Genomic DNA, 25,915 nt, shown 5'->3' on the forward strand with positions numbered 1-25,915 from the left:
CCTCACTTGGTGATGTCACATGCCATACGACTGTTCAACAGTGCCGATGGCCGGTTTATTCACGGATGTGCCGTCTCATGATTGCGTGTCGGGCGTGGCGCCGGTCAGCGCGGTGTCCGTCGTGGCCTGGACCAGTCCGGCGCGCGCATCGCGCATGGCCTGCTCCTCGCGCTCGAGCAGCGGGATGAGCACGGTCTGCGCTTCCGTCGAGGGGGCGGTGTGGGTGACGGTGGGCTGCTGCGCGGAGGAAGCAGGCTGCTCGGTACGTTCCACACCCAGGCTTTCCGCGTCGTTGATGCCGATGATCACGGTGCCCGCGGTCACGTCCTCCTCCACTGCTTGGACGTCAGCGAACGCGACCGATTCGATTGGGTGCGATGCGGTGGAGTCGTCCTGGGTGAGCGCCGCGGCTGCCTGGGTGCCAGTCTGGGGACGTGTGCCGATGATGGTGCGCTCGTCGGTGCTGTCGGGGTCCGGCGCGACGGGATACGTCCCGGCGGACGGGGAGGGCTGTGCGGGGGCCATGCGTTCGCGGCGCTCCCGTTCCGCCTCCAGCAGCGTGTTGACCGTCACGGTGTCGGGGGAGGGTTGCGGCGCATTGGCCTGGGCATGGGCCTGGCTGCGGTGCAGGGAGACGCCCAGCTGGTGCGCCAGCCGGTCGACCTGCGCCTTGAACTGGACGATGTGGACATTGTCGCCGCGGTTGAGGGCCTGGATGAAATCGCCGACCTGCTCCATCTGCACCCACAGGTTGGCACGCAGCATGATCAGGTCGTCCAGCCGGCTGCCGAGGATGCGCCCGTAGGCGGCGATCACGGCATTGCGATGCGTCTCGTCCAGCTTGGAGAAGATCCATGCCAGGTCGCGGGCCGGGTCGTTGACTTGCATGCCCTGCCAATTGGTGATCGTCGTAATCGTGGAGTTCTGGAAGATGATGTCGCCGTCGGAGAAGCCGCCGTGCACTGGGCAGGTGGCGAAGGACCACAGGCCCTCCGTCTCCAGGATGCGCGACCAGCTGTCCGTAATCTCCTGGGGGATGTGGCCAGCCTGCTGCAGGCGTGTGATCCATGCCGTCAGCTGGGCGCGGATCTGCCCCGTGGTGAAGGCCGGGTATTGCGCCTCCACGAGGAAGTTGGGCCTCAGGCGGTGGATGGCGCCGATGGCGGTGCCGACGCTGGCGCAATCGTCGAGGGTGAAGAGCTCCAGGGCGCGGGTACGGCCCGAGGGATGCAGGGTGATGAGCACGGCCGCGTCGTCGGGGTCGTCGTCCTTGCCCGGCTTGAAGGCCGCCGCGTTGTCCAACGCGAAACCCATTCCTGCCAGTTCGCGGGACTGGGACAGCACCTGCGCGGCCCGGGCGCGGCCGGCCAGCCGCTGCTTGCCCTGCGCGGTGTTCGAGGCGTAGACGTTGTACAGGGTGCCCCTCGCATCCTGGATGACCGCCTGGTCGATTCCCGCACGTTGGTCGGTGTTGTTGTCCTGCTCGCTTGCCCGTACTCCTACCACCGGCGTATTGGGCATCGTCGCGGATGCCAAGGCCGCCAACATCAGATTGCTTCGTTCCGTCACATCGTCCTATTTTTCCATGCGGAGCAGACCGGGACAAGGTCTTGCGGCGCGTGGCGAATTCGACCATCCGGACGCCCCGTGGCACAATGGCCGCATGGATGCACAAGCGGGAACAATGCTCGACGGGCTCGACGACGCCCAGCGCCAGGCCGCCTCCAGCATCGAGGGGCCCGTGCGCATCATCGCATGCGCGGGCGCAGGCAAGACGCGCACCATCACCAGGCGCATCGCCTATGGCGTCGCCAGCGGCACGTGGGACCCCACCCGGGTGCTCGCCGTCACTTTCTCCGTCAAGGCCGCCGGGGAGATGCGGGATCGGCTCGACGCACTCCAAGTGCCCCGCGGCATGCGCATCGCGACCTTCCATTCCGCCGCCCTGCGCCAGTGCCGCGAAGCCTGGAGGGCGATCTGCTCGGGCCCCTTCCCGGACCTCATCGCCGACGCCAAGCGCAAGCGCGAGGTGGTGGCCGCCGGCGTGTTCCGCGCCACCGCACGCCAGCCCGAACCCCAGGAGGTCGCCGACATCGAACGGGAGATCGACTGGTGCAAGGTGTCGCTCATCGCCCCGCAGGACTACGACAAGGTGTGCGCCGCCACGCACCGCGAACCCCCCGCCGGGTGCGACCCCGGGCGCTTCGCGCGCATCTACGGCGAATACGAGGCCGAGAAGACCGCCAGGATGGGGATCGACTACAACGACATCCTGCTGCTGGCCTCGCATATCTGCGACGCGGACGACGAGGTCGGCCACGCCCTGCGCTCGCAGGTCGGCTGGCTCACGGTCGACGAATACCAGGACGTCTCGCCGCTGCAGCATCGGCTGATGCGCGCGTGGCTGGGGGAGAACCGCAACGTGTGCGTGGTGGGCGACCCGGCCCAGACCATCTATTCCTTCGCCGGCGCCACCAGCTACTACCTGGCGTCCTTCGGCAGGGAGTTCGCACCCTTGGGCGCGGACATCGCCCTGCGTACCGACTACCGCTCCCTGCCGCCAATCGTGGCCCGCGCGAACCATGTACTGTCCCGTTCCCCGCAGCGCGGCGACTATGTGCGGCTGGAGCCGGCGCGGGAGGGAACGACCCGGGTGACCAGCGCCATCTACGGTACCGACGAGGAGGAGGCCGAGGCCGTCGCGCGGCGGATCGAACGCGTGATCGCCCGCGGCGGCAAGGCGGGGGACTGTGCGGTGCTGACGCGCCTGACGCGCCAGCAGCCGTGCATCGTGCAGGCGCTCAAGGCGCACGGCATCCCGTACCAGGTCCGGCGGGACGCCGGATGGCAGTCGTCCCCCCTCGTCCCGCCCCCCAACGCCTCGGCCGTGGACAGCTTGGAGGCACTGCAGGCAGGAAGGGTGACGGTCTCCACCATCCACGCCTCCAAGGGCCTGGAGTTCCCGCATGTGTACCTGGTGGGACTGTCCGACGGCATCCTGCCGTACCAGGGCATGGTCAGCCCGGACCACCTCGAGGAGGAGCGTCGGCTGCTGTACGTCGGCATCACGCGTGCGGAAGACACGCTGCACCTGTCCTACGCCAGGAAACAGGACGACCAGTCGCCGGCGGTGCGGAGCCTGAGCCGGTTCCTGGCTTGAGAAATCTTACGTTTTTTGAACTGTCCCCCGTTTTCTGGACGGGGTTAATGAGTGTCACCCACCCTCATGGTGTGGGTGCTCAGTCTACCATGCCCCGGCCCTACCCGGCCAGGGCCAGTAACGCCTGCTCATAGCGGTCGGGGCTCATGCCCCCGACCGCTGCCTGGCAGCGTGTCGAGTTCCAGTAACGGATGTAGCCCTCCAGGTCACGCTTGAACGACTCATAGTCAGCCCATTGACGACCCCGGAAGAACTCGTCCTTGAGATGACCGAACACCTGCTCGGTCGCGGCGTTGTCCAAGCAGTTGCCCTTGCGTGACATGCTGCGCACGATGCCCATGCGCGCGCACGCCCGCGCCCAGGCGGGCTGCTGGTACTGCCAGCCCTGGTCACTGTGCAGCAACGGCACCGCGCCCGCCGGCAGCGCATCGGCCAGGCCGGCCAACAAGTCAGCCTGTTGCGCCCAGTCCGGGTGACGCGAGATGCTGTACGCCACGATACGCTTGGTGCACCAGTCCACCACGGGCGCCAGGTACGCCTTGCCCCATGGCTGCTTGAACTCCGTGACGTCCGTGCCCAGCTTGACGAACGGCGCGGCCGCATGGAAGTCACGGCGCACCAGATCCGGGCACACACCACCCAGGTCGCCCCGGTACGAGTCATAGCGGCCGTGCCGGGCACGCCGGATCGTGCACCGCAACCCCAGCACGCCCATGATCTTGAGCACGGTCTTGCGCGTCACGCGTTCACCCCGCTCACGCAACTGCATCCATACCTGCCGGTGCCCGCACCCATTGGGCCCGGGTCCATGGAAGATCTCACGCACCTGCCCGTGCAGGTCAGGGCGGGACACATGCGCCTCATGGGTCAACACGTAATGCCGGCTCGAACGCGACAGGGACAGGCATTCAAGCAGCAAGCCAAGCGGGAAACGCCCCGAGAGAGCCTCGCAGACGGCGACCTTGTCACGGTTGCTCATCCGCGCGAGTCCCTCAGGGCCCTCGCTTTTTCCAGGACGGCCAGCTTGCACTCCAACTCCAGGACACGCCGTTCGAGCTGCTGCTCGCGCGTGGGCTCGACCGGCTTGTTCACCGACCCCCTAGGCCGTCCCCGGGGCTTGGCGCGCAACGCATCGTCCCCGCCTTGCTTCCACGCGGCCCGCCACCGGGCCAGCACGCTCCTGGACGCGATATGCAACCCGGCCATCACCTGGCGCGGCGACTCACCCGCCTCCAGACGGCGTACCGCCTCGAGCTTGGTCTCGTACGCGTACGAACGATGCGTGCTTCCCATATCCAGCAAAGCCTCCTTGCCACAAGCCTCGTACAGGTCCTGCCAAGCACGTGCCACGCCCTGGCCTATGCCCAGTTTCGAGGAAACCGCACCATACTTGAACCCGTACTCGAACAGGACCAACGCCTGCTCACGTACCTCACGACGATACACAACCAAAAGAACCGTCCTCCTATTTCCTGTGTCCAGAAAACGGGGGACGGATCATATTTTATAGGATATATAAAATGGCGGCACGAAAAAGATGCGCGGAGGTATATCGATGGGTCAGTCATACCGGATGCCAGCCAAGGTGTTTCATGCAGATACATCCACGAAGGCCATGGACAACCTTGACGACTTGGTGCGCAGGCGGCTCACGGCTGACTCCACGTATCGCACCCATGTCACGATAGCGCAGGGCGAGCTGTTCGTCGCCGTGCCGCATCAGGTCAGCGGCCTGCTGGTGGAGGTCCTGTCAGCCGAACGCCGGGTGGAGCAGCTGTGGGGATCCATGAGCGGCGTCATGCGGTGGAACTACATCACGCAGTCCATCGGCAGGGAAATGCTGGCCACGAACGAGATGGAAGGCGTACGCAGTACGCGCAGGGAAATGCTGGACGCAGTGGAAGCCGCTGAGCGGAACGAGGGTGTCCAGGCCACCCGTTTCGGTGAGTTCGCGCGGCTGTACCTGAACCTCACCGACCATGAGGCGCATGTGCCGACATCCCTCGAAGACTTGCGCGATATCTACGACAAAGTGGCATTGAACGAAATCGCGCCGGAAGACAGGCCCGACGGTGAGCTGTTCCGGGCACGTGACGTGGAGATCATCGGAGGCCATGGGACGGTGGTGCATGCCGGTGTCAGCGGCGAGGCATACATCGTCCGACTGCTCACCCGTATGCTGGAATTGGGCAGGGACGACGGCATGCCAGGTATCTTCGCGGCGCTTGTCTCGCATTTCATCTTCGAATACGTGCACCCGTTCTACGACGGCAACGGCCGAACGGGTCGCTATCTGCTTGCGCTGAGCTTCACCAGCGACCTGTCGCTGCCTACCGTCCTCTCGCTGTCCCAGGTCATCGCCGCGCACAAGAACAAGTACTACAAGGCGTTCACCGAGGCCGAGGATCCGCTCAACCGCGGCGAGCTTACAAATTTCGTCATGACCATGCTGGAGCTGATTGTCCAGGGTCAACAGCAACTCATCGAGGACCTCGCTGCGCGCAGCAGCCAGTTGGACCGTGCGCAGGCGCGGTGCGCGCGGGCAGTACGGGAGTATGCACTGTCCGATCAAGCGGCCAGTATGCTGTTCATGCTGCTTCAGGAGGAACTGTTCGATACGCGGAAATCCGTGGGTTTGGCGTCCATCGCCAATGAGCTGGGACGCTCCAAGCAAAGCGTGCGCAAATACCTCGATGAGCTGGACCGGCATGGGCTGGTGGAGTTCGTCTCCCGCAAGCCGATCCGGGTCCGGGTGGCGTCGTCCCTGCGAACCGATGATCGGCAGGGCGACTGACGGCAGCTGTCGTCGCTGTATGTCGCTGACAAATATATAGGGGGGCATCTCCAGTCCTGGAGATGCCCCCCTATATGGCTCTTGGTTTTCTCGACCCGCTCAGGCGCGGCGATTGACAGCGACCAGCGCGCCGGCGCCGGCGCCCAGCGCCAGCAGGGCGACGATGGCGACAACGGCGATGCTGCTGCCGGTGGAGGCGATCGGGGTGGAGATGGCCTCGGCCGCTGCTGCCGGCTCCTGCGGAGTGGCGTCATCGGCGGGTGTCTCCGGATCTGCCGGATCTGCCGGATCGGCAGGTTCGGCCGGGTCTTCGGGCTCCGGCTCGACCGGCGTGACGGCCTGCTCGACGGCGATCATCGGGCCATCCATGGTGAGCGTGTAGGGTTCGGAGAGTGCCTCGGTGCCGCCGGCCGTGGTGGCCAGGTGGTAGGTGACGGTGGCGCTGCCCGTGGGCACCTCATGGTTCTCGGCGGTGGCCGAGAAGTCGAGGGCCGCCTGGGTGGGGCGGATGCGCAGGCTCAGCGTGTAGGTGTCGAGCAGTTCGGCGTCCTCGGGAAAGACGACGTCGTAGGTGCCCTGCTCGGCGTTGTAGGCGATGGTGGCGCCGGCGTCGATGGCGTTCTGGCTCAGGGTGGCGGCTTCGACGGGGTCTGTGGCGTCCGCAGACAGCGCCGGCTCGACGTACTCGGAAAGCGACGCGGCCATGGAGACCTTCTTGAACCGCTTGAGCACTTCCTGGGCGACCGCGTCGAAGGCGGAGTTGAGGGAGGCCTGGTCGGTGCCGTTGAAGTACTCGGCGGGGTATACCGGGTTGGCGGCGTTGAGCTCGTTGACCAGGTCCTGCATCCTACCGACGCTGGACGTGTCCGTGGCGATCGAGTAGATCTGGGTGTTCGGCAGTTCCTTGGCCGCAGCGACGGCGGCAGTGTAGGCCTTGGAAGTCCCGACTCCGGAGTTGTGGAGCTGGCAGTTGTTCTGGATGGGTTTGCAGTTGCTCGTGACGTTCGGTACGCCGTCGGAGACCAGCAGTACGTAGGTCTTGCGTGCCGGATTGTCGCCGATGAGGAACCTGGCGTCGATGAAGGCGCCTTCCCAGTTGGTGGAGCCGCTCAGGTTGAGCTCGTCCACCTTGTTGGCCACGGCGTCGGCGTCGGTGGTCCACGGCGAGCCGCCGAAGTCACGTGTCTCCGGAACATAGCCGAAAGACACCATGGCCATGCGCACATCGTTGCCTGGGGCCAGCAGGGTGGAGGCGAGGTTCTTGGTGGCATCCTTGGCAACCGCCCAAGGCTCCCCGTACATGCTGATGGACGTGTCCATCAGCACGATCACGTCGGAGGCGGCGCCGTCGATCGTCTCGTCCATGGGCTTGCCGCTGATGGAGTAGTCAAGGGTGTAAGTGCCGTCGTCGTTGGCGGTGACGGTGGTATCGTGGCCGATGGTCGGCGTCTCGTCGGCGAGTGCGGCGGGCACGCCGAACAGGCCGGCGGCGACCATGCCGAATGCGGCAAGCGCGGCCATGGCCGCCTTGCGCAGTGAGTGCTGGGTCATCAGGTTCCTTCTGTCGTGCTAACGGTTGTAGTGCCGTGCTGCCGCCAGGAAACCTCATGTGGGGCCATTCGCGGCGATAACTAGGCAGATTTCAGCACAATATACAGCATTTTCCGCTTACGGCATGCAAACGTGGTCGCCAGATGGTCATGCCTGGGCGCCCTGTGCATCCAGAGCGGCATCGTTGAACGCGACGCCCATGGAGCTCGAGCCGCTACGCACGAGCACGTGGCCGTCCGCGGTGCCGTCCAAGGCCTCCATGGGGCCGAAGGCCGTGAAGCATGTCTCGGGAATGGCGGAGAGCCGGCTGCGCTAGCGGCGCGCGTGCTGCGGCCGGGGTCCCGGCTCCAGCAGGAACTCGCGTGCCGCCGGCACCGCCACGAGCAGCAGCCACGCCAGCGAAAAGAGGCAGCCGGCGAGCACGTCGCTCGCCCAATGTACGCCCAGGTAGACGCGCGTGAACAGGATGACGGGGATGATCGCCGCGCACGGCACGATGAGCGCCGTCCTGGCGGCGCGGTTGCCCACGTAGTGCCAGACCAGGAAGACGAGGAAGCCGTAGAAGGCGGTGGCGGCCATGGAGTGGCCCGACGGGAAGCTGAATCCGTGCTCGACCACCAGGTGCGTGACGTAGGGCCGCGGCCGCTGGATGCAACGCTTGATGACCTGGTTGAGCAGCGCGGCGAGCGCGAGGTTGAGCGCCACCGCCACGCCGATCCTGCGGTTCCTGACGAATACGAGGATGATGATGGTGAGCACGATGAGGACGACTGCGCTCGCCAGCTGCGTGACCACCTGGATGACGGGCGTCAGGCCGGGGGAGATGAGATGGGCGGCGATCCACCCGTAGACGGCGGTATCCATGGGCAGCACGCCGTAGCGGGTGATGAGCGCCGTGAACGTGAGCGCCCCTGCCAGGCACAGCACGCCGAGGATGGGCTGGAGATAACGCTTGACAACCATGGGACCGAGTCTAGCCGTGCATGTGCGGATGTGGGGCTGTGGGCGAACGTCGGCGTGCCTCCTGAGAAATTGTTCATTTTTTGAACAAAACCTCAGGAGGCACGCCGCCGGTACTGCGTGGGGGTGCAGCCGTAGTGGGCGCGGAAGACCTGGGTGAAGTAGCTGGCGCCGTGGAAGCCCGCGTCGCGGGCGATGGCGGCGACGGTGCGGTCGCTGCCGGTGAGGTCGTCGAGGCTGCGTTCCAGGCGCGTGCGGATCAGGAACTCGTTGGGCGGGCACTGCAGGAAGCGGGCGAAGAGGGCACAGCATTTGCTGGTGCCCACGGCACCGGCGCGCGCGATGTCCGCCAGGCGCAATGGCTGGTCGTAGTGTTCGTGCACGTAGCGCATCATCTGCTTCATCACCGCCAGATCCTGGTCGGAGGCGTCCGCGGGCTCCTCGGGCTGCAGGTGGCGCACCAGGTCGCGCCACAGCGGGAAGACGAGCGCCATGACGTCGAGCGCGTCGTCCGCGTCGGCCATGGCCACCATGGCCTTGAGCGCGCGTCGCTGCCAGCCGACGTCGTCGTGCAGCACGACGTACGGCAGGTTCGGTGCGCGCAGGATTGGCAGTACGAAGTCGTGCTCGAAGGTCGTGTCGATGCGCAGCATGCGCGGGTGCACCAGCACGCAGGTGAATTCACATTCGCGCAGGTCGATGCTGTGGCCGAAGTGCAGCTGCCGGCTGTTGACGATCACGCCGTCGCCGCGGCCCAGCTCGACGGTCTCGTCGTTGATGGTGTACAGCATCGTGCCCCCGGTCACCGCGATGAACTCGAGGTCGTCGTGCCAGTGCGGCGGCGCGGCGAAGCCCGGGTAGGTGCTCAGCAGCGCGTGGGCGGTCTTGACCGGGTAGTCGGCGCCGTCGTACTCTACGTGCTCGGATCGGTCGCTGTTGATGATAAACATGGCTCGCCTCGTGCAGGATAGTGACAGGATTGCGCAACGTTCTTGCATGATTCCGTTCATACGCGCAATATCATTATAGTTCAGAGGCGGCCAGTCAAAGCCGCCGGAAAGGAACGACCATGTACATCGGCCATGCAGCCCTCTACGTGAGCGTTCCGAACGCGGCGCGCCTTCCCGTCGATGCGCGCCGTGATTCAAAGGGGATTGCCACACGATTCCCAGCCTGTTCCCAAGTTCGTGCGGTTATATATAAGTCATCAGCACAACAGCTGAGATAACTGAAAACCTTCTTTCTTCTCTTTCCTCTCTGTGGGGCCCGGCTTTTCCCCTTCTGGCCGGGCCCCTTCTCTTTTGCCCCTGGCCACGTTGCCGGGCCAGCTTCACCAGCGGCGGTGGCGGCGTCGCCTGGCGAACCAGTAGCCCAGGAGCGCACCTCCCACGAACAGCAGGGTGGGGGCGAAGGATGACAGCGTGGCGGTCACGTCGCCGAGGAAGGATGGGCGCACCGCCATGTCGGTGCCGACGATGTTGTTGAAGTAGCCGATCAGCATGGGTCCCGTGGTGCCCAGCAGCATGGCGAATACGTACCAGCGCATCGCGCGGCGCGAACGCTGTCGGAGCATGAGCGCACCGCCCGCCAAGGGGCTGGCCAGCAGGGTGCTGGCGCCGCTGAAGGGCGTGAACATGGAGTCGGCGTCCGGCATGAGCGGCACGCGGCCCACCGCGACGAGCGCGATGAGGCCCACCGCGAGCGCGGTGACCAAGGTGCGGTGGCGGCGGTAGAACCTGCGCATGGCTGCCTTCCTGGTGGTCGAACATCTGTTCGCCATTATGCCCAAGCCCCTGCCCAGGGTGGTCCGGTGACACATTTTTCGGCCGGGAAAAATCGTGTAGGCCTGGGGACTGCACAATTGCTAATTGTGCAGTCCCCGGGCCTACACGATTTTTCCCGGCCGAAAAATGTGTCAGTGCCCAGACAAAGAAAGAGGCCCGGCCGAAGGGAAGAAGCCGGGCCTCGCAGAGAGGAAAGAGAAGAAAGAAGGTTTTCAGTTATCTCAGCCGTGGTGGCTGATGGTTTTATATAACCGCACGAACTTGAAAATCAGCTGGGAATTGCACCTCAATATCCTAGGAATTCATGAAGGGAAGGGTCTTCCTTGCGGCCCGGGGCAGTGGGAATAAGGACAAGGTCTGTCCTGGGCCGGGCATGGAAGGGGCCACTAGACACCCAACCACCACCTACGCGAAGATGGCGGGCTCCAGCAGGGTGGCCATGCTCGTGGCCCACTGCTCGTCGTCGCCGCCCATGGCCTTGCAGGCAAGCATGGAGCCGAGCACCGTCTGGAAGACGAAGGGGCCGTCCACGTCCGGCCGCACTGGGTCGGGGCCGCCGGACGCCTGCAGGTAGTCGCAGAACCGCTGTTGGGCCGGGTCGATCACCTGGCGCGCCAGCTCCTGCACGCGCGGGTTGCTGGAGGAGAGCACGATGCCGATGGCGCGCAGGCCGAACCGCCGGTCGAAATTCGCCTGGATGCGCCGCAGGAGTTCGCGCAGGGTGGCGCGGCTGAGCGCGATCTGCGTGAAGTCGATCGGCGGGCCGACCATGGTGCTGATGTGCCCCAGGAGGTCGTCGGCGTTGGCATAGCGCCGGTAGAGCGTCGTCTTGGCCACGCCGGAGGCGCGCGCCACCGCCTCCATGGTCAGCGCGCCGATGCCCTGGGTGGCGATGATGTCGAGCACCGCGCGCATGATCTTGCCGTCCGTGCGCTCGCGGATGCGCTCGCGCACACCGGATGCCGCCGCCTCGGTGCCCGCCGTTGGCATGCCCGTACTCATGGTCATGGTCACGTCCCTCCTAGCCGATCAGCTTCGTGGTCTCCGCCTTCTCGGCGACCCAGTCGTTGAACTTGAGCAGCGGCGCGCGCAGCACCAGGCCCACGAACAGCAGCGGCACGATGAACAATGCCAGTTGGCCCATCGCCGCCCAGTACTGGTTGCCGTAGATCCCGCACATCGCGGCACGCATGGCGCGGATGGCGTAGGTGGCGGGCAGGAAGGGGCTGACCGCGTTCACGTAGTGCGGCAGCACGACCAGCGGGTAGGCGCCGTCCGAGCCGGTGATCTGCATCACCAGGACGAGCACGCAGAGCGCCTTGCCCACGTTGCCGAAGGCGGCGACCATCGTGTAGGTGAACAGGGAGAACACGATTCCCGCCAGCCAGCCGGTGGCCATGAACAGGAGGGGGTGCACGGCGTGCACGCGGATGAACAGCAGCGTGCCGCCCAGGGAGAAGGTGCTCTGCATGAGCGAGATCAGCCCGAAGACGCAGTAGTGGCCCAGGTACGACTGCCACGCCTTGGGATTGCCCAGGTCCTGCCGGCGCTGCTTGTCCATGGTCACCTTGAGGCCGACCACCATGAGCGTGGCGCCCACGAACAGCGGGATGAAGGTGTAGAAGGGGGCGAGCGCCGCGCCGAAGCTCTCCACGGGGAAGATCGCCTTGTGGTCCAGCTGCACGGGTGCTGCGAGCGTGGCGGCCAGCGTGCCGGAGCCCGAGCCGAGCACTTCCTTGACGGTTTCCATGCTGCCGCTGGTCAGCGCCTTGTCCAGTCGGGTGCTGAAGTCGGACAGCTTGTCGGCGGCCGCGGACAGGTCGTCGGCGGAACCGTCGAGCATGTCGCGCACCGTATCGAGCTGCTTGCCGGCGTCGGCGGCGGTGTCGTCGAGGTCGCCCAAGGCGTCCTTGAGCGTCGCTGCCGCGCTGCCCAGCTGGGTGGCAGCCGAGGTGAAGGATTCGGCGACCTTGGACAGGCCCGGCTTGACGGTCGTGTCGAAGTCGTCGGACAGGCCGGTGATGGAGGATTTCGCCTGTGCGGCGAGGTCCTTCGTCTCCTGGCGGTCCTGGCTGTTGGCGTCGACCTTGGCGCGCACGTTGCCTGCCGTCTGGGTCAGCTGCGCGGCGAGCGCGTCGAGCGTGTCGCGCGTGCTGCCCAGCCGGTCGATGGCGTCCTGCAGCTGCGCGCGCAGGGTGCTGTCCGCCGGCAGCTGCGAAGAGTCGAGGATGGACTGCAGCTGGTCGTGCAACGTGCCGTAGCTCGACGCCTGCGTGCGCACGTCGGCGGCGAGCTGGTCGAGGCCGCCGGCCGCGGTGGTCATCTGGTCGTCGACGTCGCCCATGAGGGTGTCGATGCGCGTGCCCAGGGCGGCAATGCCGGACGAGCTCGACTCCAGGGCGTCGCCGACGGCGCCGATGGAGGAGTCGACGGCGCCGGTCAGGTCGCTGACGGCGTCGGTGGCGCCGTCGAGCTTGCCGATGGCGTCCTTGGCGTTGCCGTCGGCCTGGCCGACCAGCTGCTGCGAGGAGTCCAGCAGGGTCTGCGCGCTGTCCGTGAGCGAGCCGTAGGACCTGAGCATGGTGGCGCTCTGCGTGAGTGTGCCCGCGAGCTCGGCGATGTTGTCGTTGAAGTTCCTGATGCGGTCCTGCGCCTCGGGTCGGTCGAGCTGGTCGACGACCGTCTGCGCGATGCCCAGCGCGGCGTCGGTGAGGGTCTTGGCGAAGGTCTCGTTGATCTGCGCGCTCATCGTGTCGGCGCCCTGGTCGGTGACCTTCGGGGCGAGCGCGTTGAGCTTCTCGTTGTCGTAGTAGTCGAGGGTCGCGTGGTCGGCGTCCGAGGAGAAGAAGGTCATCATGGTCTTGCTGAAGTCCTTGGGGATGACCACGGCGGCATAGAACTTGCCGGAGCGGGTGCCGTCGATGGCCTCCTCGGAGCTGGTGAAGGTCCAGTCGAGCTGCGAGTTGGCGCGTAGGCTGCTGACCACCTGGTCGCCGATGTTGACCTTCATCGGCAGCAGGGAGCCCTGGTAGCCCTCGTCGTCGTTCGCGATGGCGAACTGCAGGTCCTTGGTGTTGCCGAAGGGGTTCCAGCAGGCGGCCACGTTGAACCATGCGAAGAGCGCGGGGATCACCGTCAGCCCCAGGACGATGATGATGGCCGCGACGTTGGACGTCAGCCGTCGTACGTCGTCGGCGAAGATCCTGCCGATCATCCTCATGCCTGCTGCCCTCCTTCGTCGGTGGTGCCGGCGGCCGGGTCGATGGCGGCCGTCGGCGCATCGTCCTCGTGCCGCCCGTGCTGCCGCTTGCCCCAGGACCAGCGATGCCCTTCGGGGCGGCTGCCGTCCTCGTGCCGGCCGTGGTGCGCCTGCGGCAGGTGCGAGCGGATGCCGCGCAAGTCCAGGGCGAGCGTGTCCTGCAGGTGGCGCAGGTGGGTCACGCTGGCCGCCTCCGGTGCCGACGTCTCGTCGTCGCCGTCCTCGTCGTCGTCCGTGTCGGATGCCGCGCCGGCCTGGCGGGCGGCGGTCGCCAGCCGCCCCGTCAGGCCGTGGCGTGCCGCGGCGCGTTGCACGCGGCCGTTGCTCAGCAGCATCTCGCGCAGCGAGTCGTCGGTGAGCGTGCCCAGCTGTGCCTGACGGCGCAGGCTGTCGCGGATGTACTCGACCACCATGAGGAAGAGGATGATCGCGAGGATCCAGACAATCCACGTGGCCAGCGCCACGAGCTTCGTGCCGTCGGTCAGCGAGAAGGTGATGGCCAGGGCGGCGGGCACGACGATGCCGGCGATGACGGCGCCGCGCAGGAGCCTGGGGTAGAGGCGCGCGAAACGCTGGGCGCGCTCCTCGATCTGGCGGCGGTAGCCGCCCTTGTCGGCGAGCACGTGCAGGATCTGCCCGAGGCTGGCGCGCCGCGACGTCGAGGAGACCGGTTCGCCGGCGAGCATGTCCGTCTCGGCCACCTCGCGCGCGAACAGCGAGTTGAGGTTCGCCATGAGCGGGCGAATCACCAGGCCGCAGAAGAAGGAGATCGCGGCGAACAAGGCGAGCATGAGGATCATCTTGATCCAGGTGCCGTCGCAGAAGCCGCCGATGGTCTCGCGGAAGGCGGTGATCGTGTAGGTGAAGGGGAAGAAGGGGTAGAGGACGCGGAAGAACTTCGGCATCATCTCGATCGGGTAGAGGCCCGAGGCGCCCGGGATCTGCACGATCACCAGCGCCACCACCAGGCCCTTGCCCACGTGCATGAACATCGTGGACAGCGCATAGCCGATTGACAGGTAGCTCCACGAGGCGAGGATCGCGGTGAGGATGAACATGAACCGGTTCACCGTCTGCACGCCGATCACCAGGTCGCCCACCGTCGCCGCGATCGCCTGGCACGTCGCCACCATCGCCAGCAGCAGGAAACGCGCCACGTACTTCTGGCCCGGCGTGACCATGCGGCCCTCCAGGCCCTCGTCGTCCACCTCGAGGCGTATGAGGCACATGAGCATGAAGACGCCCACCCACAGCGCCATGCTGGTGAACAGCGGCGCCATGCCCGAGCCGTAGGTGGCGATTGGGTAGAGGGTGTGCGTGGTGAGCACCGTCGGCGAAAGCATGAACTTCGCGATCCGCTCCGCGTCCAGCGAGCCGTCCGAACCGGTCAGCTCCTTGAGCACGTTCGTGCTGGCCAGCGTCTTGACGTCCGTGTTCACGTCCTCGATCTTGTTCGCGAAGGTGTCCAGCAGGTCCTCGGTGGACGCGAGCGTGGACGAGGTGTCCTCGCTGATCTGCGCCACCTGGTCGAGCACGAGCTTCGTCTGCGCCACCAGCTGCGACTGGCCGCTGACGGCCGCGCCCAGCGTGCCGCTGGTGGCCGCCAGCGAGTTCAGCCCGCTGTTGAGCTGCGGCAGCGAACCGGTGGAGATCTTCGAACGGGCCGCGTTGATCGCGTCCAGCGTCGTCGTCGAGGTCGTGCCGAACTGGCCGATCGTGTCCAGCGCGCCGTTCGCCGCCTTCGACGTGGCGTCGTTGAGCTGTGTCGCCGATGCCAGCGCGGCCGCCGTCTTCTGGTTGTCCTGCTCCAGGCTCGCCAGGAGCGCGGACAGGCGGTCGGAGTCGACGCCGCTCGCGTTGAGCGCCTTGAGCCGCTCGAGCAGCTGTGCGTTCGACTCGTTGACCATCTTGAGTTCGCTCAGCGCCTCGGAGGCGCTGCCGCTCGCCGTCAGCAGGCCGTTCGCCACGCGCGTCGCGTCGCTCGTCGCGCGCCCCGACGCGCGGCTGAACAGCGCGGCGCCGTCGTCGAACTGCTTGCCCGTCTCGTCGATGAAGCCGTTGAGCTTCGACTGGGTGTCGCCCAGCAGCGTACCCGCCTGCGTCAGTCCGCTGCCGGCGCTCTCGGCCGCGGACTGCGCTTGGTCGAGCGCCGCCTTGGCGGCGTCGGTCTTCGTCGAGGTCTGCGCCAGCGTGTCCTTGAGTTCGTCGATCATCGAACGCGTCTTGGCCAGGTTCGCCTCCGTCTTGTCGAGCTGCGCGCCGACCTGGTCGACCGTGGTGTTCGACTGCGCGCTGATCTGGTCGTTCGCCTTGTTGACGGTGTCGGCGACGACCGAGCTGACCGTGGAGACGAAGGTGCTGTTGACCTGCCGGTCGAGGGTGTCGGCGCCGGTGTCCGAGATCTTCGCGCCCACCGGGGTGAGCTCTTCGTTGACGAAGTACTCGAGGGTGGGGCGGTCGCCGGTGCCGGTGACGACGTTCGCCATGTCCTTGCTGAAGTCCCTGGGAATGACGACGGCGCTGTAGCAGTCGCCGGATTCCACGCATTCCATTGCCGCCGCGCGGTTCAGGAAGGTCCAGCCGAGCTGGTCGTTCTTCCTGAGCTCGTCCACCAGCTGGCTGCCCAGGTCGAGCTTGCCCATGACGGCGCTGTCGGCGCCCTCGTCCTCGTTGGCCACGGCGACCTTGATGTTGCGCGTGTTCTGGTAGGGGTCCCAGAAGCCCGCTATGTTGAACCACGCGTACAGGCAGGGGATGAAGATGAGGCCCACCACCACGATGAGCGCGGTGGGCACGCGCAGCAGGCGCTTGATGTCGCGCTTGAGAATGAACCAGATGTTGCCCATCGCTCTCCCTGTCCCTCTGTCCTTCGTGTGTCCTTCGTGACGGCCGGTGTGCCATACTAAGCGCTACGGTGTACGTAGCGCTACGAATATCGTAGCGGTGAGGTGCCTGGCGGGTGCGGTTGTGCGCTGGAAGGGGAATGGATAAGTGGTGTCAGGCGGCGTGGTGCCGTGCGGGGCGTGCGAGGAGGCGTGCCGTATGGGCCACGCAGGGAGGCAGACGTGAGGTGCGGCTGTCGGTATGGCTGGGATGAGTTCCTGTGAGGCGGCCAGCCAGGTGTCCATACGGCGTCCGAAATGTGGAATTTTGGAGGATTCTTGGTTCGCAACCCTTGTGCGGCGCCGCCTCGCTCCCGTAGATTGTGGAGGTACGAAGCGCAGGGCACCTCCTACGTGCCTGTGCGCTCCTGTGTGCGTGCCTCTCCTGGAAATCTCTCGTTTTTCGTGAGAAATCTAGGAGAGGCACGCACGCAGGAGCGCGGCGCTACAGACCCGCCACAGACCACAAGGAGTTGCCATGACCCAGGAGATGGCCGCGGGCAGGACCCGCGCCAAGTTGTCCGTATCAGACATGATTACCGTCGGCGTGTTTTCGGCGCTGTATTTCTGCATCTGTGGCGTGGCCATGCTCATCGTCAACCTCTGCTTCGGGCTGCCGGGCACCATCCTGCTGCCGGCGGTCACCGCGCTGCTGGCGGGTCCCGTGTTCATGCTGCTCGCCGCGCGCGTGCGCCGCTTCGGCGCCATCACCGTGATGGGAGTCGTCCTGGGCTTCGTGCTCTTCCTTGCCGGCCACTTCGCCACCTCGTTGGTCACCGCCATCGTCTTCCCGCTGCTCGCGGACTGCATCGCGCAGGTCGGGCGGCACCGCAACAGGATCGCGCTCATGGCCAGCTACGCCGTCTTCTCCTTCGGCTGCGCGGGCCCCATCGTACCCATGTGGATGATGCGCGGCGCCTACGTCGCCAGCCTGCAGCGCAAGGGCAAGGACACCGCCACCATCGACGCCATCATGGCCAACGTCAACGGTACGTCGCTCGTCGTCGTCATCGTGGCGACCATCGCCTGTGCACTGGTCGGCGGCTGGCTCGGCCTGCGCATGAACAGGCGCCACTTTGCCAAGGCGGGGGTGGCCTGATGGCCGACGCCATGCTGCGGGCCGCCGTGCGGCCGGCATGGCCGGGGGACGCGGCGGCCGGCGGGCCGTCGGCCGACCTCGCCGGGGAGCCGTCCGCGTCGCGGCATGGCGCGGTCGCCGCCAAGCTGACCGCCGCGCAACGCGCCGCCTGTCCGGGTGCTGGCGTCGCGCGGGCCGCTCTACCTCGACCCGCGCACCAAGCTGGCCATGGTCGTCAGCTCCAACCTCCTCATGTTCCTGCACGCGCCGGCCTCCATCGAGGCAGTCGCCGCCGTGCTCTTCGCCGTGCCGCTGCTTGCCGGCCCCAGGCGCGGGACCGGCGTGCGCATGCTCGGCCTGTACTTCGGGCTCGTCGCCGTGCAGTTCGCGGTCGCGCCCCTCGTCGGTGCGCTGCCGTGGCTGCACCTGCTTGGCGCCACTGCGGCGGCCCTGTGCATGATGCTGCCCTGCATGATCGCCGGCCTGTCCGCGGTGTTGACCACCCGGCCCGGCGACTTCGTGTGCGCCATGCGCCGCATGCACGTGCCCACGGTCGTCGTGGTGCCCATCGTCGTGCTCATGCGCTTCTTCCCGACCATCCGCCACGACTGGCGGCAGATCCGCCACGCGCAGCGCCTGCGTGGCGGCACCCGCAACCCGCTGGATGCACTCGACCGCACCCTGGTGCCGCTGCTCATGAACGCCGTCACCGTGGCGCAGGACCTCACCGTCGCCGCCCTGACCAAGGGACTGGGCGCCGACGGCCCCGTCACCAGCCTCGCCCAGCTGCGCCTGCGCCTGCGCGACGCCGTCGCGATGGCGCTGTGCGCCGTGCCCGTCGTGCTGGCGCTTTTCCTCTAGAAATTGTTCATTTTTCTGAACAAAATCTAGGGGCAGGACGCATGCGCGGCCCGCATCCTAGATTTTGTTCAGAAAAATGAACAATTTCTAAGGCCAGAAGGGCAGCGCCACCGCACTCACTTACTTAAGGAGCTGACTTGCCCACCGCCTCGCTCACCGACGTCACCTTCGCCTACGACGGCCGGCCGCCCGCGCTCACGGACGTCACCGCGACCTTCGCACCCGGCGAATGCGTCATGGTCACGGGACGCTCCGGCTGCGGCAAGACGACCGTCACGCGCCTGCTCAACGGGCTGGCGCCCGAGCATTTCGCCGGGCGGCTGGACGGCGAGGCGCGCGTCGGCGGGCTCGTCGCGGGGCAGTCGTCGGTCCAGGACTACAACGGCACCGTCGGCTCCGTCTTCCAGAACCCCAAGACGCAATACTTCCACGCGAACTCCACGGACGAGCTGTCCTTCCCCTGCGAGAACGCGGGACTGCCCTCCGGCGAGATCCACGGTCGCGTGCGCCGTGCCATCATGCGCTTCGGCATCCCGCACCTGCTTGACCGCAACGTCATGGAACTCTCCGGCGGCCAGCAGCAACAGCTGGCCGTGGCCGCCGCCACCGTGCTCGACCCGGGCGTGCTCGTCCTCGACGAGCCGACCGGCAACCTCGACGCCGACGCCATGGTGCGCCTGCACGACATGCTCGCCGAACTCAAGCGCGACGGCGTCACCATCGTCATCGCCGAACACCGGCTCGCCTGGTGCGCCGACCTCGTCGACCGGTATGTGCTCGTGGAGGACGGCCGCATCGCCGGTTCGTGGGACGCGTGCGAGTTCGCCGCGCTGCCGGCCGAGCGGCGTCGCGAATGGGGATTGCGCGCCCTCGACGTCACGTCGGCGCGCGAGGCGACGGCACGCCTCGTGGAGCGCGGACTGCCGGGCGGGGAGGGGACGCCGGTGCTGGCCACGCACGACCTCGTCGTCGGCTACGGCCGGCGCGGGCTGCTGCGCCGGCGCGTCGGCGGCTTCGCGAAGGCGGTGCCCGACCTGCAGCTGTTCGCGGGCCAGATGGTGGGTCTCATGGGCCGCAACGGCGCCGGCAAGTCGACGCTCGTGCGCACCCTGTGCGGACTGCAGCCGGCGTGCGAAGGGCGGATCGAGCTCGACGGCCGGCCGGCGTCGCGGCGTGCGCTGACGCGGGGCGCCGCGCTCGTCATGCAGGACGTGCACTACCAGCTCTTCGCCGACAGCGTGCGCGGCGAGCTCATGGCGGAGGTGCGTGACGGTGACGACGGTGACGAGGCGCGTGCGAAGTGCGACGGGTTGCTGCGCGACCTCGACCTGCTCGACCTGGCGGACCGTCACCCCATGAGCCTGTCCGGCGGCCAGCAGCAGCGGCTGGCGATTGCGACCGCCCTCATGGCAGGCAAGCGTTTCGTGGTGCTCGACGAACCCACCAGCGGCCTCGACCACGCCCACATGATGCAGGTCGGCCGCCTGCTGCGCCGCCTCGCCGACCGCAGCGTGGCTGTGCTGGTCGTCACGCATGACGACGAGCTGGTGGCGCAGTGGTGTGACGGGGTGGTCGCCCTCTGAAGAAATTGTTCATTTTTTGAACAAAATCTTCACTCGGCAAGTTCGTCCAGGAAGGCGCCCGTTGCCGGGTCGCGTCCGTCGCGGGCGATGGGTTGCGGGTCTGCTGACGTCTCGCCGGTGCTGGGGTCCAGGGCCACCGAGCCGGGGTCGGGCACCAAGCGGAGGTGCCCCCAGGTCGACGCTCACCTGGCAGCGGTGCACCAGCGCGCCGACGATGCCCTCGACGGCGGTCTCCAAGCGGTTCACGGGCAGGTCGAGTCCGTGGGCGAAATCGTTGCCCCAGCCCATCGCCACCACGCCGAGCGGCTTGTCCGTGCCGCCCACCACCACGAGGCAGTCGCAGTCGTTCCAGCGGTCGCGTGCGATGCGCAGTGAGTCGTCGTAGCTGGTTCGATTGCGGTGAAGCCATGGTCGTGGCCGGCCTGCCCGAGCAGTTCGAATACGCGGGTGCCGTACTTCGCACCGGCGCCTTTCGCGGCAGAGGGGTTGCCGATCACGGCAACGGTCAGGTCCTCGCTCTTCATGGTTGGTTAGGGTAGTCGGATTGGCGGCCCGACGCACATGCCGGGTGCCCAAATTCAGCTGCGGGGTGGTCAGTCGAGGACGAACTCGACGGGGACGCCAGCGGCTTGCTCGAAGTGCAGCATCGCCACGCCCGTGTTGACCTTCGCCAACAGGCCGCCGACGTCCGTCACGCGGACGGTGTGCGTTTCGGCAGGGCCTGCCGTCGGGGCGAAGCGCACGTTCTGGCGGTTGAGGGCGGACGGCGCCAGCTGCACACCCTCCATGCCGGCCGCGAACCAGTCGGGGAGGGCATCCGGGTCGGTGCCGTCGGCCAGCAGGTCGGCGATGGGCTTGGACCGGTGCGGATGGCCGGGACGAAGGGCGTGGCCGAGGGTGATGGCGATGTGGAAGCGTGCGGCGGCGTCGGTAAGGGCATCCACGTCGACGGGCTCCGCGGAGTGTTCGACGAAGGCGTCGAACTCCTCGCTTTCCGCGCCGATTGTCCTGTCGGCGGTTTCGATGACGCCGCCCGCCCAGCACGTATCCAGGCCGTGCCCGGTCAAGGCAAGCACCAGCGTCTCGCCCGCATGGCCGGTCGCGCGCAGGCCTTCGGGGGTGGCCGGCGAGGCCAGGATCACGCAGGCGGGCACATCCTTGAAACGGCCGTAGTAGCTCACCTTGTCGAACCGGGCGTCGAAGGCGGTGCCGTCGGCAGCCGCGAACTGCATGGAGACCTGCGTCTCGCCCGCGACGGCTTCTGCGACGAGTGCCTCCACGGTCGCACGTTCCGCGGCCGTCAGGGCCTCGCCCGTGTATGCGCGCGTGGAGTGGCGCCGTTTCATGGCATCAAGGGTATCCATGTTTTTCCTTCCTGTACGATTTCGCATGATGTGCATCATGCGCATCGCAAGAACGTCGCGGCATGTGTGAGGCCTTCATATTGTAGCTTGGGCGGCGGTGGGATGCATGCGCACGCCCGGCAGGGGCCTGAACGCCGCCGATGATTCACGGGAAGGCATCCACGCGGTGGCGTACCGCAGCATGGTCATCTTTCCGGCAGGTGGCGCATCGTGCCGTCGGCCGGATGGCGCTTACGGAAAAACCGGCTTCCCGAATCATCGGGAAGCCGGTCCAAGATGGTCGTCCGTCAGGCCATGACGCCCTACAGCGCCAGGAAGCTGGAGGTGGCGGTGTCGGAGGAGTCCTTGTCCGAGCCGGAGGAATCCTTGTCGGTGGTGTCGTCGCCGTCGGATTGCTCGCCATCCTGCGGGGCCTGCTGGTCCGGGGCGATCATGCCGCGCTTGCCGCGCATGCCGCCGCGGCCGCCCATGTCATCGAAATCCATGTCGCCGAAGCCCATCTCGCCATCCGCGTCCGAGCCGTCCTGGCCCAGCTGGCCTTGCATGTCCTCCGGCAGGGAAGGCCTGGAATCGGAGTCGCCTTCGGCCATGTGCCAAGAGTGGGTGCGGTCGTTCGAGCCGTTGACGGCGTTCGCGATCGCGGTGCCCGCCACGCCGGCGGCCAGGCCGCAGGCCAGGGAGATGCCGACCACGAAGGCGATCATCTTGTTGCTCAGCTTGTCGTGCACGCGGGTCGCGGCCGTCGCGCCGTCGCCCGCAGGGGGTTCCGGGGCGGCGTACTGCGGTTGCTCGGCCTGCTGCGCGTACTGCTGGCCGGCGTTCCGGCCTGCCTCCTGGGCGAAGACGTAGGGACGCTCGTAGCCCTGCGCGCCTGTCGGCTGCGCAGTCGTCTCGATGCGCTTGGTCGCCGGCGCCATGGTCTCGGTCGGCTGCTCGTCGTTGGTGAAGTTGTTCAGGTTGCTGTTGTTCTGGTTGGCCATTGCCACTCCTTCAAGACTCTCGGAACTCTCAGTTCCCCGTTCGTGATGGATACCAGTACACCAAGCGAGCATGCAATCCGGCTGCAAGGCAACCAAAAGGTAGCTGCCGGCTCGCTGAGAACAGGCTGGCAACCAGGTGAAGGAGTTGTGCGCAAGGTACGAAGACGACTCTCCGAAGCCAATCTCGCCGAAAAAGGGGGATTCAGGCGCCGCCTGACCTCACCGCAGCTCGCCCTCGTGCCTTGTGGCGGACAGGAACACCGGTGCACCATCCTCGTCGCGCACGAAATGCAGCCGGTACTGCCCATGGATCGTGGCACGGAAGATGGGTCGCCCTTGCTCATCGCGCCGCTGCGGGTTGTCGCCGCCCGGACCCGTGCGCAGGGCGTGCAGTTCCAGGCCCCGCAAGTCGTCGTCCAGCCGGCACGCCACCGCCAGCATGGTGCGCAGCAGCGAGTTGCGGGCCATGTCCGGGCAGGCATCCACCGAGTCGAAGAACCCGCCGCCGTAGCCCCAGGAATCGGGCAGCGGATGGCGCCGGCGGTCCTCGGGACTCATCTGCAGGATTGCCGTCGCGCGCAGTTCCCAGTCCATGCGGTCGGCAGGCGTGGCGAAGCGCTCCCGGAACGGCGCCAGCACATCGCTGGCCTCGACCGTACGTGCATAGTCGCGGTTGTGCTGCCGCAGCCGCTGGTTGGTCTCCTCGAGTTCGCGGTTCGTGCGGGCCAGCCGGTCCGCACGGCTGCGCGCATCCCGCAACTGCGCATGCAACCGCCCGATGGCGCTCCGCGCATCCTCCACGCTGCCGACGGACTCGAGCAGTCGTTCGACGGGCAGCTCGGCGAGGGTATGCGGACCCTGCAGACGCTCCACCCAGTCGAAGGCCCCGGCCGGCCCGAGCCAGGAGGGGCCGCCGTCGAGTATGGACGGCGCCGGCACGACGGGCATTGCCGGGTCGGGCACGGCAAACTGCCAGCCGTCGGCGCCGTGGTTACGGATATGCAAGGCGACCGTGGCCCCCTCGGGCACGACCGGCCGCAGGTCGGTGTCCGCGGAGTGCGGCGTGCCGTCGAGCAGTTCGGCGGCGGTCACGGCGACGCTGACGGCATCCTGGCCTGCGGCGGCGGGGAACAGTTCGACGCGCATGCGGTCGTCGAAGACACGCACCGCGCGGCCGAGCACGGTGCTGCCCGGCGCGTAGGCGGCGACGGCGCTGCGGCCGTCGCGCCAGCGCAGTTCGGGCGTGAAGTCGGTGCTGCCGGTCCGCACGGTGCCATGCAGCCGCTGGCCGACGGCGAACAGCCGCACGGTCGGCAGCTGCGCCTCCTCGACGATGGCGCGGCTGTCGAAAGCCAAGGTGTGCCGCGCATCGTCCTGCAGCACGACGCGCGAGCCGACGATCTGGCGGACGGTCGCCTTGGCCGGCCGGGCGGCGGGCGCGGCAGCCGCAGTGCCGGCCGCTGTATAGCCGCCGGCGTAGATGAAGCCGAGCAGTGTCTCGATGACCTGCTCCGTGGCGTGACGGCCGTCGGCTTGCGACCGCGGGAAGATGCGCGGGTGACGGTCGCCGGCGACCACGCGCACGGCGCCGTTCCACGCGCGCAGTTCCGGCGGCAGGGCGGTGGTGACGGTGCGGGTGACGGTAGGGTCGTCGATCTCGATGATATCCGCGCGGCCGTCGGTGGCTTCCAGGATGGCGTCGACGTCGACGATCGGCACGCCGGTGGCATTGGGGGCGGTGACGAGGACCAGGGGGCGGCGATGGGACCTGATGTGGTCGATGGCGGCCTGGGCATGGGCGGCGTCGACGGTGACGTGCGGATGGTCGGGGCCGAGCTGCAGGGCAGGGGGTGCGGATCTGGTTGGGGACATGGCCAGCGGGGTGCGCTGCGGATCGGCGGGGGAGCGGGATTGCCCGGGTGGCATGGCCGGCGTGGTGCGGGAGGCGAACCGGCGTAGGGCGTGGGCGATGTCCTGCACCAGTTGCTGCGGATCGTCCTGCCATCTGACGATCCGGGTGGCGCTGGGGTGGTCGATCCAGCGATCGTCGGTGGGGAAGATTCGCGCGGCGCCGCCGTAGGGGGCGACGGTGCCGAGGGAGCCGGTCTGACGGAGCGATTGGATGGCATCGCCTGCGATGAGCGTGACGTCGGCTTCGTCGCCGATCTCGTTCAGGACGGCAGGCAGCGGGTTGGGTGAGTTGGGCCGTCGTGTGAGCAGGACGGTCGGCAGCGGACGCTGGGAACGGTTGAGCCAGATGACGAGCTGGGATGCGTCCAGGCCGTTGCGCAGGGTCTGTCCGTGGAAGGGGGAGTGCCGGGGTACCGGGCGTGCGGGGGTGGCGGGGTCGGTGCTGGCATCGGTGCGTGTGCGGTGTCGTTTGGCCATGGCTCGCCTCCTCGTGTGCCAATGGTCGTCGTTGGTGGGTTCCCATTGTACCGGATGCAAAAAGCCCTTGGAGCCATTGGTTCCAAGGGCTTGCGGTACCCCCCGTGGGATTCGAACCCACAACCCACGACTTAAAAGGACGCTGCTCTAACCGTTGAGCTAGAGGGGCATACGAGGCGTCATTATACAACAACCCTACCCACCCGTGCAACCGGACGCGCCGATGTCGCGCTGCCCGGCGATTGGTCCGTCGAGGCGGCAGCGCCGTAGAATGTGACCGGACCATCCGTCACATTGGACGCAAAGGGGCGCATCATGACGAAGCAACTGGAAGACATCACGCGCGTGGCCAACATCGGCGCGGGCACCATGGGGCATGCGACGGCCTTGCAGTTCGCCATGCACGGCTACCCGGTGGCACTCGTCGAGCCCGGCCCGCTCGACCTGGACACGGCGATGGCGCGCATCCGCGCCGACGCGGAGGAACTCGCCGCGCACGGCCTGCTGCCGGGCGGCGACGTCGACGCCGTCCTGGCGCGCATCACGCCGACGCATGACATCGCCGAAGGCGTCGCCGATGCGGACTTCGTCATTGAGTCCATCGTCGAGGACCTGCCCACGAAGCAGCGTGTCTGGGCGCAGGTCGAGGAGGCGTCACCGGCGGACGCCATCTTCGCGACGAACACGTCGGGCCTGTCGCCCACCGCCATCCAAGGCGCGCTCAGGCATCCCGAACGTCTCGTCGTCGCGCATTTCTGGAATCCCGCGCAGCTCATGCCGCTCGTGGAGGTCGTGCCCGGCGAGGCGACCGACCCCGAGGTTGCGGCCACCACCACCGCGCTCATGGCCGCGATCGGCAAGAAGCCGGCACGGCTGAGCCGCGAGGCGCTCGGCTTCGTCGGCAACCGGCTGCAGTGCGCGGTGTTGCGCGAGGCCACGTCCATCGTGCGCGAGGGCATCGCCGACGCGGCCACCGTGGACACGGTCATGGAGAACAGCCTGGGCCTGCGCTGGAGCATCCTCGGCCCGCTCGCGAGCGCGGACCTCGGCGGCCTCGACACCTTCGACCACGTGGCCGCGTACCTGTATGCGGACATCTGCTCGGACACCGACGGCGACCCCACACTCGCCGCGATGGTCGCGCGCGGCGACCTCGGCCAGAAGACCGGCCGCGGCTTCTACGACTGGACCGGCGACGACGCGCAGGAGCGCATCGCGATGCGCGACCGCCGGCTGATGGAGGCGATGGAGGCCGACGCCAAGTAAACGCC

The 25,915-nt window shown here is 67.3% G+C and carries 21 protein-coding genes and 1 tRNA gene; 6 read left to right on the forward strand and 16 right to left on the reverse strand.

Annotation, left to right across the window (positions count from 1 at the left end; translation table 11 throughout):
* Positions 1-75: 75 nt before the first annotated feature.
* Complete coding sequence (locus BCUN_RS03630) at positions 76-1,521, reverse strand: phosphotransferase (RefSeq protein ID WP_152598146.1); 1,446 nt, start codon at positions 1,519-1,521, stop codon at positions 76-78.
* A 142-nt stretch (positions 1,522-1,663) separates the two neighbouring features.
* Between BCUN_RS03630 and BCUN_RS03635 the strand changes: the two genes are divergently transcribed.
* Complete coding sequence (locus BCUN_RS03635) at positions 1,664-3,160, forward strand: ATP-dependent helicase (RefSeq protein WP_033516824.1); 1,497 nt, start codon at positions 1,664-1,666, stop codon at positions 3,158-3,160.
* Positions 3,161-3,260: 100 nt separating this feature from the next.
* Here the strand turns inward: BCUN_RS03635 and BCUN_RS03640 are convergent, their stop codons facing one another.
* Both BCUN_RS03640 and BCUN_RS03645 read right to left on the reverse strand, forming a co-directional pair.
* Positions 3,261-4,139, reverse strand: a complete 879-nt coding sequence (locus tag BCUN_RS03640; protein ID WP_152598238.1) for an IS3 family transposase — start codon at positions 4,137-4,139, stop codon at positions 3,261-3,263.
* Positions 4,136-4,606 carry a helix-turn-helix domain-containing protein gene (locus tag BCUN_RS03645; RefSeq protein WP_156100118.1) on the reverse strand — a complete coding sequence of 157 codons (471 nt, stop codon included), beginning with the start codon at positions 4,604-4,606 and terminating at the stop codon, positions 4,136-4,138. The genes BCUN_RS03640 and BCUN_RS03645 overlap by 4 nt, the downstream gene beginning before the upstream one ends.
* A gap of 169 nt (positions 4,607-4,775) precedes the next feature.
* On the opposite strand from BCUN_RS03645, the gene BCUN_RS03650 reads away from it, so the two are divergent.
* On the forward strand, positions 4,776-5,954 hold the full coding sequence (locus BCUN_RS03650; protein ID WP_238552307.1) for a Fic family protein: 1,179 nt from the start codon (positions 4,776-4,778) through the stop codon (positions 5,952-5,954).
* A gap of 99 nt (positions 5,955-6,053) precedes the next feature.
* Here the strand turns inward: BCUN_RS03650 and BCUN_RS03655 are convergent, their stop codons facing one another.
* The 7 genes from BCUN_RS03655 to BCUN_RS03685 form a co-directional block, all read right to left on the reverse strand.
* Positions 6,054-7,505, reverse strand: coding sequence for a vWA domain-containing protein (locus BCUN_RS03655; RefSeq protein ID WP_033518574.1), 1,452 nt, complete (start codon positions 7,503-7,505; stop codon positions 6,054-6,056).
* A gap of 312 nt (positions 7,506-7,817) precedes the next feature.
* Positions 7,818-8,468: a phosphatase PAP2 family protein gene (locus BCUN_RS03660; protein ID WP_033518573.1), complete on the reverse strand. Its 651-nt coding sequence runs from the start codon at positions 8,466-8,468 to the stop codon at positions 7,818-7,820.
* A 92-nt stretch (positions 8,469-8,560) separates the two neighbouring features.
* A complete protein-coding gene (locus tag BCUN_RS03665; RefSeq protein ID WP_033518839.1) occupies positions 8,561-9,415 on the reverse strand; it encodes a helix-turn-helix transcriptional regulator in 855 nt (284 codons plus the stop codon).
* A 380-nt stretch (positions 9,416-9,795) separates the two neighbouring features.
* Positions 9,796-10,209: a hypothetical protein gene (locus tag BCUN_RS03670; RefSeq protein ID WP_238552308.1), complete on the reverse strand. Its 414-nt coding sequence runs from the start codon at positions 10,207-10,209 to the stop codon at positions 9,796-9,798.
* Between the two features lie 445 nt (positions 10,210-10,654).
* Positions 10,655-11,257: a TetR/AcrR family transcriptional regulator gene (locus BCUN_RS03675; RefSeq protein ID WP_051920680.1), complete on the reverse strand. Its 603-nt coding sequence runs from the start codon at positions 11,255-11,257 to the stop codon at positions 10,655-10,657.
* 13 nt (positions 11,258-11,270) lie between these two features.
* Entirely contained in the window at positions 11,271-13,469 is a 2,199-nt protein-coding gene (locus BCUN_RS03680; RefSeq protein ID WP_033517838.1) for a YhgE/Pip domain-containing protein, read from the reverse strand.
* Entirely contained in the window at positions 13,466-16,354 is a 2,889-nt protein-coding gene (locus BCUN_RS03685; RefSeq protein WP_051920682.1) for a YhgE/Pip domain-containing protein, read from the reverse strand. Before BCUN_RS03685 ends, BCUN_RS03680 begins: the two co-directional genes overlap by 4 nt.
* Positions 16,355-16,868: 514 nt before the next feature.
* Between BCUN_RS03685 and BCUN_RS03690 the strand changes: the two genes are divergently transcribed.
* From BCUN_RS03690 to BCUN_RS03700, 3 genes are all read left to right on the forward strand, one after another.
* Positions 16,869-17,489, forward strand: coding sequence for an MptD family putative ECF transporter S component (locus BCUN_RS03690; RefSeq protein WP_033517836.1), 621 nt, complete (start codon positions 16,869-16,871; stop codon positions 17,487-17,489).
* 156 nt (positions 17,490-17,645) lie between these two features.
* Positions 17,646-18,329: an energy-coupling factor transporter transmembrane component T gene (locus BCUN_RS03695; protein WP_051920684.1), complete on the forward strand. Its 684-nt coding sequence runs from the start codon at positions 17,646-17,648 to the stop codon at positions 18,327-18,329.
* Between the two features lie 137 nt (positions 18,330-18,466).
* On the forward strand, positions 18,467-19,912 hold the full coding sequence (locus BCUN_RS03700; RefSeq protein ID WP_033517670.1) for an ABC transporter ATP-binding protein: 1,446 nt from the start codon (positions 18,467-18,469) through the stop codon (positions 19,910-19,912).
* Positions 19,913-19,941: 29 nt separating this feature from the next.
* Here the strand turns inward: BCUN_RS03700 and BCUN_RS12870 are convergent, their stop codons facing one another.
* The 6 genes from BCUN_RS12870 to BCUN_RS03725 all read right to left on the reverse strand — a co-directional run bounded on the left by BCUN_RS12870 (position 19,942) and on the right by BCUN_RS03725 (position 24,813).
* Entirely contained in the window at positions 19,942-20,070 is a 129-nt protein-coding gene (locus BCUN_RS12870) for a hypothetical protein (protein ID WP_274518373.1), read from the reverse strand.
* 84 nt (positions 20,071-20,154) lie between these two features.
* On the reverse strand, positions 20,155-20,436 hold the full coding sequence (locus BCUN_RS12165) for a hypothetical protein (protein WP_152598185.1): 282 nt from the start codon (positions 20,434-20,436) through the stop codon (positions 20,155-20,157).
* A gap of 69 nt (positions 20,437-20,505) precedes the next feature.
* Positions 20,506-21,276, reverse strand: a complete 771-nt coding sequence (locus BCUN_RS03710) for a nitroreductase family protein (protein ID WP_033517674.1) — start codon at positions 21,274-21,276, stop codon at positions 20,506-20,508.
* A gap of 302 nt (positions 21,277-21,578) precedes the next feature.
* Entirely contained in the window at positions 21,579-22,256 is a 678-nt protein-coding gene (locus tag BCUN_RS03715) for a hypothetical protein (protein WP_033517676.1), read from the reverse strand.
* A gap of 219 nt (positions 22,257-22,475) precedes the next feature.
* Positions 22,476-24,644: a hypothetical protein gene (locus BCUN_RS03720; protein ID WP_033517678.1), complete on the reverse strand. Its 2,169-nt coding sequence runs from the start codon at positions 24,642-24,644 to the stop codon at positions 22,476-22,478.
* A gap of 96 nt (positions 24,645-24,740) precedes the next feature.
* Positions 24,741-24,813 (reverse strand) — tRNA-Lys (locus BCUN_RS03725).
* Between the two features lie 146 nt (positions 24,814-24,959).
* Between BCUN_RS03725 and BCUN_RS03730 the strand changes: the two genes are divergently transcribed.
* Entirely contained in the window at positions 24,960-25,910 is a 951-nt protein-coding gene (locus BCUN_RS03730) for a 3-hydroxyacyl-CoA dehydrogenase family protein (RefSeq protein ID WP_033517680.1), read from the forward strand.
* The last annotated feature ends 5 nt before the right edge of the window (positions 25,911-25,915 follow it).

The organism is Bifidobacterium cuniculi (assembly GCF_000741575.1).
Lineage (GTDB): Bacteria > Actinomycetota > Actinomycetes > Actinomycetales > Bifidobacteriaceae > Bifidobacterium > Bifidobacterium cuniculi.

Coding starts and splice junctions, on each gene's coding strand:
- BCUN_RS03630 (WP_152598146.1), bottom strand. CDS start 1,521: ATGCCCAATACGCCGGTGGTAGGAGTACGGGCAAGCGAGCAGGACAAC.
- BCUN_RS03635 (WP_033516824.1), top strand. CDS start 1,664: ATGGATGCACAAGCGGGAACAATGCTCGACGGGCTCGACGACGCCCAG.
- BCUN_RS03640 (WP_152598238.1), bottom strand. CDS start 4,139: ATGAGCAACCGTGACAAGGTCGCCGTCTGCGAGGCTCTCTCGGGGCGT.
- BCUN_RS03650 (WP_238552307.1), top strand. CDS start 4,776: ATGGACAACCTTGACGACTTGGTGCGCAGGCGGCTCACGGCTGACTCC.
- BCUN_RS03655 (WP_033518574.1), bottom strand. CDS start 7,505: ATGACCCAGCACTCACTGCGCAAGGCGGCCATGGCCGCGCTTGCCGCA.
- BCUN_RS03660 (WP_033518573.1), bottom strand. CDS start 8,468: ATGGTTGTCAAGCGTTATCTCCAGCCCATCCTCGGCGTGCTGTGCCTG.
- BCUN_RS03665 (WP_033518839.1), bottom strand. CDS start 9,415: ATGTTTATCATCAACAGCGACCGATCCGAGCACGTAGAGTACGACGGC.
- BCUN_RS03670 (WP_238552308.1), bottom strand. CDS start 10,209: ATGCGCAGGTTCTACCGCCGCCACCGCACCTTGGTCACCGCGCTCGCG.
- BCUN_RS03675 (WP_051920680.1), bottom strand. CDS start 11,257: ATGACCATGAGTACGGGCATGCCAACGGCGGGCACCGAGGCGGCGGCA.
- BCUN_RS03680 (WP_033517838.1), bottom strand. CDS start 13,469: ATGAGGATGATCGGCAGGATCTTCGCCGACGACGTACGACGGCTGACG.
- BCUN_RS03685 (WP_051920682.1), bottom strand. CDS start 16,354: ATGGGCAACATCTGGTTCATTCTCAAGCGCGACATCAAGCGCCTGCTG.
- BCUN_RS03690 (WP_033517836.1), top strand. CDS start 16,869: ATGACCCAGGAGATGGCCGCGGGCAGGACCCGCGCCAAGTTGTCCGTA.
- BCUN_RS12165 (WP_152598185.1), bottom strand. CDS start 20,436: ATGAAGAGCGAGGACCTGACCGTTGCCGTGATCGGCAACCCCTCTGCC.
- BCUN_RS03710 (WP_033517674.1), bottom strand. CDS start 21,276: ATGGATACCCTTGATGCCATGAAACGGCGCCACTCCACGCGCGCATAC.
- BCUN_RS03715 (WP_033517676.1), bottom strand. CDS start 22,256: ATGGCCAACCAGAACAACAGCAACCTGAACAACTTCACCAACGACGAG.
- BCUN_RS03720 (WP_033517678.1), bottom strand. CDS start 24,644: ATGGCCAAACGACACCGCACACGCACCGATGCCAGCACCGACCCCGCC.
- BCUN_RS03730 (WP_033517680.1), top strand. CDS start 24,960: ATGACGAAGCAACTGGAAGACATCACGCGCGTGGCCAACATCGGCGCG.